Source organism: Arcticibacterium sp., from assembly GCF_055134445.1.
In genome coordinates, this window is record NZ_JBSRVI010000187.1 from 67,127 (window position 1) to 76,802 (window position 9,676).

Genomic DNA, 9,676 nt, shown 5'->3' on the forward strand with positions numbered 1-9,676 from the left:
AATGAATCGCTAATAGTAGAAAATTCGATTGGCGGAATTTATCTGTACAATTGTTTTGTACGCTTTTTGTACGTACATTTAATTAAAGAATGACAAGGTTATGGTAACAAAAGAATCAAAACAAGGAAAAGCGAGGTTTGACACACGTTTATCCAAAGAGCAGAAAATGTTTTTTGAAAGAGCCGCACGCATTGGTGGTTACAGAAGTTTGACCGATTTTGTGGTGCTGACGGTTCAAGAAAAAGCGAAGGAAATAATAGCAGAAAATGACCAAATTATCGCCTCTGTAAAAGATAGCGAGCTTTTTTTTGATGCGATTACTAATCCACCAAAAGCTAATAAAAGCCTCATTGCAGCTGCGGATGAATACAAAGCTCTTTTGTCTGAATGAATGAACTAACCGAAGTCTTAAATTCAGGTCATAGGAAAAAGGAGTTTTCGTGCGGAAAAGTCATGCTTGATGATTATTTACATAAGCAAGCAAACCAAGATGTCAAAAGGAAATTGTCAGTTTGTTTCGTGTTAAATGACCAAGAGACAGGTTTGTTGAAAGGTTATTATACGCTCGCAAATAATAGCATAGCTCAAGATTTAATTCCTGCCGAATTTCAGAAAAAATTACCGAACTCTTATAAATCCATACCGACTACACTTCTTGGCAGATTGGCAATAGATAATAGATTTCAAAATAAAGGAGTTGGGAAGTTATTATTGGTAGACGCTTTAAGAAGGAGTTTCGATATATCTAAAAGCATTGGTTCATTTGCCGTCGTAGTTGACCCAATCGACGAGGATGCAGTAAGTTTCTATGACAAATATGGATTTATTAAACTTCCTGATAGCGGTAAGATGTTTTTGCCTATGGGTACTATAAGGACGTTGTTTGAATAAGTCCGCTTATTTTAAAGAACTTTCGATGATAGTAAAACAATAATGAAAAATGATTCCGATAAATACCATTAAAAACGGAGAGGTTGTTGATGTTAAGACGGGCGAATTGTATGATAATATATTAGAAATTTGTAAAGAGCACAAAGGCCAAAATAAAGCATTGGCTTTTGCTTTTATATTATACAATCATGAGAATCCGCAGATTAACAAAATATTGAATGATAAAGATTATTGGCGAGCTCTGGACAGGCTCTCAGGGAGATTCTTGAGTATCTTTTATATTTCTCAACAGGATAGTTACTTTGGGCAAGATTTAAAAGCAAATGATGGTAAAGAACGAAGAGGACTTTATGAGTTAGACGCTCATGAACAATTAATTCCAATATTGAAACCATATTTTGAACTTGATGAGAGTCTCAAATTACCGGCAGTTCTCTTTTTTCAAGAAGAGGACGGACTAATAACTGACTATTTTCTTTTGGGGCTTGACGAGCATAGAATGGAAGATTCATTTTGGGAACTGCAGGACTACATTAAAGGTGCAGTGTATAAACTTGGAAAAGTTACGATAGATAACCTTAGGAATTCAAAAGAAATATTTAATCTGCTAAAATCTAGAGTTCAAGGGGAAAATCTTAATAGAAGGGTTTTTCTATTGGCTCAAAAGTTTCCAGTACGTTTACTTGTAAGTTGGATAATAGGAAAAGTGTAATAATAAGTGGTAAAGACATGCTCGAGAGATATTAATAATTTTCTTTGGCAAAGAACTATATTGTCCTTTCGATAATAACTTTATCATAGAACTACTCCCAAATTCATGAAAAAGTAAGCCCATCTTCATTCAACTAAGAACACTCTCTATTCTTGTCGATTATGAGGACTGGTGGAGTTTGGAGGTGGCTATACAGAACGAAGAACCTGTCATACAACAAGAAGACTCTAGAAGCAGTTTGAAGTAAATAAAAGATTCCATTTGCTTGGTAGCTGCAAAACATTGATGGCAAAGCCATCAAAAAAAAGTTTGATTAGCTCCTTAGGAGCGGTATATCGGTAGAAACGATATGAATAAAAACATTCTAACAGTTCCGTAGGAACGATAACTTGGTACAAAAAGGTGCAAGCCCTCGAAAATCCACATTTCGTTTGGCGTAATTTTACTTACAATCGTGATAAACGTTTCTTACAGACGATATAGGTTTGTAGCTTAGATTTAAGGCTTTAGGTCTGGATTGAAATTACTTTGAAAAAACAAAAGAGCCTCTTGCAATTGATTAAAATATTTAAGATATTTGCACCCCAATTGAGGAGTTGCCTCGTGAAGGCTATAGAATTATACTAAACGAAAGAGATTATGTCAAAGGTTTGTCAAATCACCGGTAAGAGAACAAGAGTAGGAAACAATGTTTCTCACGCAAATAATAGAACGAAGAGAAAATTTTACCCAAATCTTCAGAAGCAGAAATTCTTCTTGGAGTCTGAAGGTATCTGGGTGGAACTTAAAGTTTCTACTCAAGCTATGCGTACTATTAACAAGAAAGGCCTAGAAGCTACTTTAATACAAGCAGCTAAAAAAGGTACTCTTTCTTTGTAAAAGATATTTTATAAGAAATGAAGGGTCGACCGTAAGGTTTGACCCTTTTTTTGTTGTTTAAAAACTCATTTGAATTTTACGGATATGACTTTGCTGCAGAGAATTGAAAATACGTCCAACTTTTTAAGAAATAAAACAGGAGATTATAAACCTCAAATTGGAGTCATTTTAGGAACTGGTCTCGGTGGACTGTTAAAAGAGATTTCGATAGATTTTGAGATACCTTATGCAGAGATTCCCGACTTTGTAGAGGCCACGGTAGAGTTTCATTCTGGAAAACTGGTTTTTGGTACACTTTCAGGCAAAAAGGTGGTATGCATGTCGGGTAGGTTTCATTATTATGAAGGCTACAGCATGGAGCAGGTTACTTTTCCTGTCAGGGTGATGGATAGTTTGGGTGTTGACAGACTTATAATTTCTAATGCCGCCGGAGGCATGAATCCCGACTATGCGGTGTCTGATTTAATGATAATAGACGACCATATCTCATTGTTTTTACCAGAGAACCCTTTGGTAGGGGAGTGCATTAAAGGTGACAGGTTTCCTGATATGTCGGCACCTTATGATGCAGAAATGATTCAGATAGCCCAAGAAGTTGTTGCTGAAAACTCTTTTGACAGGGTACAGCAAGGCGTTTACGTAAGCGTAAGTGGGCCAGCTTTAGAAAGTAAAGCAGAATATAGAATGCTAAGACTAGTAGGGGCAGACGCCGTAGGAATGAGCACCGTACCTGAGGCTTTGGTGGCCATCCAGGTAGGTTTAAAGGTTTTTGCTATTTCTGTGATTACAGACATGGGAATTCCTGAAACACTTGCTAAAGCAAATATTGAGGATATCTTAAAGGCAGCTTACGCCGCAGAACCTCAAATGACCACCATTATCAAGGGGATTTTAGAAAGATTGAAATGATATTTCAGTAAATTCTGAAAATACAAATTGTTCAGTAATTATATTGGTTCGCCACATTTGTAGCAAAAGTTAGCATTTCTAGCATGGTTTTCTGCTGTGCAGTTTGCACACGAAACAGTTTTGATATCTTCCTTTTTCAAGGTTTGACGCGTAATTTCTGAACTTACTATTCCTGTAGGTATGGCGATAATGCCATATCCTAAAATCATCATTAAACTAGCAATAAACTGCCCGAGAACGGTTTGTGGGGCTATGTCGCCGTAACCAACGGTGGTTAACGTCACTACCGCCCAGTATATGCTTTTAGGTATACTCGTAAAGCCTGCAGCCTCATCTTCAATCAAAAACATGACTGTGCCCAAAATGGTACATAAGATAATGATGGCAAAAAGAAAGACCGCAATTTTGGTTTTAGAGGCTATTAAAGCCACTTTTAGTTTGTTAGATTCTCCTATGTAGGTACCTAGTTTAAGGATTCTGAACATTCTCAAAAGTCTTAGTGAGCGAAATGCTAATAAAGCACCAGTGCCCACAAAAAATATAGAAAGGTACTTTGGGATAGTGGCTATTAGGTCAATTACACCATAAAAAGAGAAAATGTAACTCCAAGGCTTCTTAATACAGATAATTCGGCAGATGTACTCCATGGAAAACAAAATGGTGATGGTCCATTCTGCAATGTTAAAAATACGGTGATACTGCGTATCAAGGCTTTTGACACTACCCAGCATAACCAACACGACGGAAGCCAGTATAAGCCATAACAAAGCAACATCAAAGAGTTTTCCCTCCTTGGTGTCGGCTTCGTAAATGATTTCGTGCATTTTATCTCGCCAGTCTCTTTTCATAAATATAAATGTAGCGAAAGAAAGCGATTAAGCTGTAAAAGAGCTTCCTATGTCATTTAAACAATGTGAAGAGGCTCTATCCACATTCATTCTCGAAAGCTTCCTTTAAGAACGGATACACGGTAGTTCGGGTAATGTATAGACTTTTTACTTTTGAAATCAGCTCGACGAGTGCAATTAACTTAATGACTACCGACCGTATAATCAATGCATAACAGGCAAAGTTTTATGAGGCCATGTGAAGTCGTTTATTAATAGCAAGTCCTGTGGAAAATGGCTTCGTTTTGAAGTCTATATAGGATTTAAAGAGCGGTGTTTTTTCTTATTATTTCAGCCATAAGGGGTAACGTTATGAATAAATTACTGAAAATGGCAAATTGAGAAAATATTTTGTCAGCGGCCTATAAATCAGAGTCTAAGATGATTTTTCTGTTTAAGGAGTTAATAAATAGGTTATAGATATGCTCAAAACCTTATTTTGTATTGGGATTAACTAGCTGTCAAATATTCTTTTAGGAGTAATTTATTGGATGTTTTTTTGAGAACTAGCGTGACTTACATACTTTAGCTAGTCCAAAGTTTAGAAAGCAATGAATACCAGGTTATTGATTGCTGTTTAGACGGTTAAAACCCCTTTAATTTTATGCCAACAAACTTTATTAACCTTGCAGATGGTTATTTTTCAAAATCCATACGTGAACAAATTTCAGATTTTTTAGAGGTAAAACCCTCATTGGTGTCAAAAGCTTTAAGTGGATCACTTCCTACTATTTTAGGAGGCATTATGAATCAAGGTTCTACGCAAAGTGGACTCAATACCTTAATGGTATTTTTAATTGAAGACCAGTATATTGGTATTTTAGACAATCTCGGTACCGTATTATCCAATCCCGCTAAGTCTGCCGATTTGATTAGTGGAGGTTCAGGTATTTTAAATACACTTTTTGGAAAAAATAAGGAAAAAGTCACTGACGCCATTGGGTCTTTTAGTGGTCTTGATAGCTCCTCTGCGTCTTCTCTTTTGAGTATAATCACTCCTGTACTAGTGAGGATAATAGGAAAGGAAGTAAAGTCTAATGGACTCGGAATGGCTGGATTAGCTAGTTTATTAATGAGCCAAAAAGATAGTGTTAAGGCTGCGATGCCAACTGAGCTTTCACGTTTATCCGCTATGTTGAATTTTGATAAGTTAGGGGATTTTAAAGGTGGTGAGATAAAATCTTCTTTGGACGAGGTTCAGAAGGCAGGTATGATGGCTAAATGGATGAAATGGGGGCTTCCCATTTTAGCTGTGTTTGTGATTTTTTTGGTTTTTAAAAACTGTAAGTAGGGTCAGCGAAAAATTTGAGTTAAAATGCACGGTTTTGGCAGCATTACCTCGAACGTTATTTTTGTTTAGGTAAAAAGCAATCGCAGTGGCGAAACGTCATAAATCATCAAGAAAAATTAATTTGTACAGTCAATATTACTTGATTCAGTAATATTAAGAAGAATGAATTTTGACTGAGCTTTAAACTGCATTTTGGAAATAAGGAGGACTTTTAAATTATGTTATTTTTCAGGAGACCCTGAGTATAAGTAGTCGAAGCCTATGCTTGTAGACTAATCCTTCAATGTGCTTCAAAACAGTTAGCACACATTTTGTCCCCGTTTCATTTATCAAAAACTGAAAAATAAGAAAGCTTGGTAAAACGAAATTGAAAAACCTTTCAATCCTCTTCGTTTTACCAAGCTTAAATTTATTTAGCTATTAGCTTTTTAAAATAGCTTTCTAAACTTAATGGTATCAGATATTTCTTTTAATCCTTCTAAGAATTCTGGAGAGTAAGATCTGTTCACATCCATGATTACATAACCAATGGTCTCATTGGTTTTAAGATACTGACCAGATACGTTGATATCGTGTTTGGCACAAAGGCTGTTAATCTTAGCCATGATACCTGGTACGTTATTATGTATATGAAGTAATCTGTGGCTTTCTCCAAGTACTGGAAGTTGTACTTCAGGGAAGTTTACACTACCCGTAGTACTACCGTTATTGATATATTCCAATAACCTTTCTGGTACATAGTGACCAATCATTTCCTGAGCCTCTTCGGTACTTCCTCCAATATGCGGAGAAAGAATAACGTTTTCCATGCCAGAAAGCTCACTTTCAAATGGCTCAGCGTTGGTTTTAGGTTCTAAAGGAAATACGTCTACACCAGCTCCAGAAACTTTTCCAGATTTTAAGGCATCAACTAATGATGGTATGTCTACCACAAAACCTCTTGCAAGGTTAAGGAATATCACGCCATCTTTCATTTGAGCAAATTCCTTTGCGGTAATTAAGTTGGTGTTTTCTTCTCTACCGTCAATATGTAAACTAACCACATCAGCTACTTCAAAAACCTCTTTCATAGAGCGGCATTTGATAGCATTACCAATCGGCATTTTATCTGTGGCATCATAAAAGTAGACTTCCATTCCCATGGCTTCTGCCACTACAGAAAGCTGCATGCCTATGTGTCCATAGCCGATAAGGCCAAGTTTTTTCCCCCTTATTTCGAAGGAATTAGTCGCAGACTTATTCCATTTTCCATGGTGCATTCTTTCGCTGTTAGACGGGATTTTTCTAATCAACATTATCATTTCGCCTATGGCCAGCTCCACCACAGACCTGGTGTTACTATATGGGGCGTTAAATACCGCCACGCCCATTTCTGTACACTTGGCCAAATCTATTTGGTTGGTTCCAATACAAAACGCACCTACTGCAATTAGCTTTTCGGCGTGTTCTAGCACTCGGGCAGTCAATAATGTCTTAGAACGCAGTCCAACGATAGAAGCGTCTTTTATTTTCTCAATAAGCTCTTCTTCATCCAAAGCACCGACATGAAACTCTACATCGAAGCCCTCGTTCTTAAAGGCCGCTACTGCAGCTTGATGAACGTTTTCTAATAAAAGAATCTTAATTCTAGATTTTGGATAGGACTGGCTTCTTGGAAGGTGATTTATCCATAAAACCTCATCGAGGCTTTTTACCACATGGTCAGCTTTCTCCATGACGTTGGCACGTTCCACATTTTCAATAAAGGCGTAGAAGCTTTCTGCCAAACCATTGGCTCTGATTTCATAATCTGTAAAACCATCTCCAATAACATGAACCTCACCGTCTAAATTTAAAGACTTAATAAGCTTCACTTTACCGCCATTTCCAGCCAGAACATTCTCAGTATCTGCACCAGTGATATTTCCTTCAGCGTCAAAAGTGAAGGTGTTGGCATATATGTTTTCCTCTTTTACGCCAAGTGAAGTCGCCACCGGAACTATGAAATCCTTAAATCCACTGGATAAGATGATAACTTGGTCAGAGCAAAGTTCAAAAAACACTTCATTTCTGGCAAAGGAGTCGGAAATGTTATCTTTCAGGAATTCTACTAATTCTGCAATATGTTCTTTGTTAGCATTTAATAAGGCTAGTCTTTTCGATAAAGCTTCTTCGAAGGAAATTTCTCCACTCATCCCCAAATCTGTAAGCCTTTTAATTTCAGCTACAGTGGTTTCTTGATTTGGAGAACCTTTTAAAGCAATATTAGCAAGTTCGTCTAAGCCTTCTACTTTCGTGAAAGTGCTATCAAAGTCAATAATAAAGTATTTCTTAGGTGTTATAATAGCCACAGCGACGCGGTTTTAATGATAGTAAAGAATCAAAGTTAAATACATTTCTAATGTACTCTGTTGACTACGGTTTCAAAATTGAAATTTATTGGATAATTAAAAGATTGACCCCTTAAAGTACAATTTTAGTCAGGAACAGGGTCAGACCCACTTCCACCCCAGGGATGGCATTTTCTCAGTCTATTTACAGTAAGGTAAAAGCCTTTGAGAAATCCATGTTTTGTGAAAGCTTGAACAGAATATTCTGAGCAGGTAGGTTCAAATCTACATGCTGGTGGAAACCACGGCGAAAGAGCTGCCTGATAAAGTCTTACAATGAAAATGGCGATATATCGCATAAGAATTAAAACACAAAAGCCTTGATTTAAATATTAAACCAAGGCTTGAATAAGAAAGTGCCAAGTATCAGTTATAAATACTTTCTTTACCAAATTTTACAGTAAGGAGGGCATAAACAACTGCACGGTATTTGTTGCGGTTAGAGCTGCCCATTTTCTCCATAACTTCGGCTATAGCGGCATCTAAAGCAGGGCTGTCTGCCAAGCCGAGTTTTTTGATTAGGAAATTTGTTTTTACACGCTCCAATTCGGATTTATCTGTACCAGAAACTTTGGAAGAGTCGGCATTATAAATAGACGGACCAAGTCCTTTTGCTACGCTTGTTAATAGCGATTCAGTTAAACCAAGACCTAGTTCTGAATTTTGAGCCTTATACAACTCTACACATTCTGCAAATTTACTCATGTTGATAATGTTTTAGTTTCGGGGAATTTATTTTATACAATGTTAACATTTTTATTTAATCTATCCCTATTTTAAGAAGCATTTTTAGCCTGTAATCTATTCCATGACTGCTATATACCTTATACCATGAAGAAAATTCCAACGCATGGTAACGCCTAACATTAGGGTTCCTGGATTTAGTGAAAGCTGAGCGTTAAGTGGTTCGCTCGTGGTAGTGTCTAAGAGAATATCTGTGCTGAAAAGGTTCTTGGCGTTAAGTACATATTTGGCGTAAATGCCTATCTCAATGGGGTCAGCTAACCTGCTAATCAACTCAATTCCCAACTCCCCGGATACGGGGGCAGCCTTTTGTTTGAATTCGCTAGAGACAAAGAGCGTGTCTGAAAACGTTCTGCCAATCGGCACCCTTAATCTGTAAATGCCCAAAGTCTTAGTTTGCCTGTCTGGACTGTATTGTAGCCCTCCAGTTAAGTTAAGTCTCGTGTTTTTGGTAACCTTGTCTAAAACAACTATTCTTTTCTTATACCTTAAGGCTAAGGTTCCGTTTATTTCATTGGTTTTAAATTGTATGGGAATTGCTACACCACTATTGTCTGATAAATGCCAGAATAGCGTGAAAGGATTATGAAGGTATCCAAGCTCCGCCTGCCATCTGTCATCATTATTAATCCCAAAAAAAGCTTCCCAATAGGTGGTATTGATGTTTGGTACCCCAATACTACCATTGAGATTGTCTGATAGCCTTTGATTTTGAATTTTTAAGCCACCATTTGCTCCAAAATACCAATATATTTTCTCTGTTTTTAGATTCGGAAGGGCTATATCGTTGTTGGTTAGTTTACGCTCCCTAGGTCTTTCATAATATGGGGAATCCTGTGCAAAAGAATGGTTTTGCAAAAGGCTGAACCCCAGTATAAAAACAATAATAGAGGAGCGTTTCTTCATCACTACCAAGTACGAGAGATTAGGCTATTTAGCTGTTTCTTTATTTCGATTTTTAAAAGTTAAATCCATGCAATTTCAGAAATGAATG

At 37.0% G+C, this 9,676-nt stretch carries 11 protein-coding genes; 6 read left to right on the forward strand and 5 right to left on the reverse strand.

Annotation, left to right across the window (positions count from 1 at the left end; all coding sequences use genetic code 11):
* Positions 1 to 100 precede the first annotated feature (100 nt).
* The 5 genes from ACTBZY_RS24730 (at position 101) to ACTBZY_RS24750 (ending at position 3,391) form a co-directional block, all read left to right on the forward strand.
* On the forward strand, positions 101 to 391 hold the full coding sequence (locus ACTBZY_RS24730; RefSeq protein ID WP_463049064.1) for a type II toxin-antitoxin system TacA family antitoxin: 291 nt from the start codon (positions 101 to 103) through the stop codon (positions 389 to 391).
* On the forward strand, positions 388 to 891 hold the full coding sequence (locus tag ACTBZY_RS24735) for a GNAT family N-acetyltransferase (protein ID WP_463049065.1): 504 nt from the start codon (positions 388 to 390) through the stop codon (positions 889 to 891). Before ACTBZY_RS24730 ends, ACTBZY_RS24735 begins: the two co-directional genes overlap by 4 nt.
* A gap of 49 nt (positions 892 to 940) precedes the next feature.
* Positions 941 to 1,603 (forward strand): hypothetical protein, encoded by a 663-nt coding sequence (locus ACTBZY_RS24740; RefSeq protein WP_463049066.1) that lies wholly within the window; start codon positions 941 to 943, stop codon positions 1,601 to 1,603.
* A 639-nt stretch (positions 1,604 to 2,242) separates the two neighbouring features.
* Positions 2,243 to 2,482 (forward strand): 50S ribosomal protein L28, encoded by a 240-nt coding sequence (gene rpmB / locus ACTBZY_RS24745; protein ID WP_111372246.1) that lies wholly within the window; start codon positions 2,243 to 2,245, stop codon positions 2,480 to 2,482.
* Positions 2,483 to 2,566: 84 nt separating this feature from the next.
* Complete coding sequence (locus ACTBZY_RS24750) at positions 2,567 to 3,391, forward strand: purine-nucleoside phosphorylase (protein ID WP_463049067.1); 825 nt, start codon at positions 2,567 to 2,569, stop codon at positions 3,389 to 3,391.
* Between the two features lie 38 nt (positions 3,392 to 3,429).
* On the opposite strand, the gene ACTBZY_RS24755 is transcribed toward ACTBZY_RS24750, so the two are convergent.
* Entirely contained in the window at positions 3,430 to 4,239 is an 810-nt protein-coding gene (locus tag ACTBZY_RS24755) for an ion transporter (protein WP_463049068.1), read from the reverse strand.
* A 643-nt stretch (positions 4,240 to 4,882) separates the two neighbouring features.
* Between ACTBZY_RS24755 and ACTBZY_RS24760 the strand changes: the two genes are divergently transcribed.
* A complete protein-coding gene (locus ACTBZY_RS24760; protein WP_463049069.1) occupies positions 4,883 to 5,569 on the forward strand; it encodes a DUF937 domain-containing protein in 687 nt (228 codons plus the stop codon).
* 428 nt (positions 5,570 to 5,997) lie between these two features.
* On the opposite strand, the gene serA is transcribed toward ACTBZY_RS24760, so the two are convergent.
* The 4 genes from serA to ACTBZY_RS24780 form a co-directional block, all read right to left on the reverse strand.
* Complete coding sequence (gene serA, locus ACTBZY_RS24765; RefSeq protein WP_463049070.1) at positions 5,998 to 7,899, reverse strand: phosphoglycerate dehydrogenase; 1,902 nt, start codon at positions 7,897 to 7,899, stop codon at positions 5,998 to 6,000.
* A gap of 125 nt (positions 7,900 to 8,024) precedes the next feature.
* Entirely contained in the window at positions 8,025 to 8,237 is a 213-nt protein-coding gene (yidD, locus tag ACTBZY_RS24770) for a membrane protein insertion efficiency factor YidD (RefSeq protein WP_463049071.1), read from the reverse strand.
* A 67-nt stretch (positions 8,238 to 8,304) separates the two neighbouring features.
* Complete coding sequence (locus tag ACTBZY_RS24775; protein ID WP_463049072.1) at positions 8,305 to 8,643, reverse strand: DUF2853 family protein; 339 nt, start codon at positions 8,641 to 8,643, stop codon at positions 8,305 to 8,307.
* A gap of 96 nt (positions 8,644 to 8,739) precedes the next feature.
* Positions 8,740 to 9,588, reverse strand: a complete 849-nt coding sequence (locus ACTBZY_RS24780; RefSeq protein WP_463049073.1) for a hypothetical protein — start codon at positions 9,586 to 9,588, stop codon at positions 8,740 to 8,742.
* Positions 9,589 to 9,676: the final 88 nt, after the last annotated feature.

Coding starts and splice junctions, on each gene's coding strand:
- ACTBZY_RS24730 (WP_463049064.1), top strand. CDS start 101: ATGGTAACAAAAGAATCAAAACAAGGAAAAGCGAGGTTTGACACACGT.
- ACTBZY_RS24735 (WP_463049065.1), top strand. CDS start 388: ATGAATGAACTAACCGAAGTCTTAAATTCAGGTCATAGGAAAAAGGAG.
- ACTBZY_RS24740 (WP_463049066.1), top strand. CDS start 941: ATGATTCCGATAAATACCATTAAAAACGGAGAGGTTGTTGATGTTAAG.
- rpmB (WP_111372246.1), top strand. CDS start 2,243: ATGTCAAAGGTTTGTCAAATCACCGGTAAGAGAACAAGAGTAGGAAAC.
- ACTBZY_RS24750 (WP_463049067.1), top strand. CDS start 2,567: ATGACTTTGCTGCAGAGAATTGAAAATACGTCCAACTTTTTAAGAAAT.
- ACTBZY_RS24755 (WP_463049068.1), bottom strand. CDS start 4,239: ATGAAAAGAGACTGGCGAGATAAAATGCACGAAATCATTTACGAAGCC.
- ACTBZY_RS24760 (WP_463049069.1), top strand. CDS start 4,883: ATGCCAACAAACTTTATTAACCTTGCAGATGGTTATTTTTCAAAATCC.
- yidD (WP_463049071.1), bottom strand. CDS start 8,237: ATGCGATATATCGCCATTTTCATTGTAAGACTTTATCAGGCAGCTCTT.
- ACTBZY_RS24775 (WP_463049072.1), bottom strand. CDS start 8,643: ATGAGTAAATTTGCAGAATGTGTAGAGTTGTATAAGGCTCAAAATTCA.
- ACTBZY_RS24780 (WP_463049073.1), bottom strand. CDS start 9,588: ATGAAGAAACGCTCCTCTATTATTGTTTTTATACTGGGGTTCAGCCTT.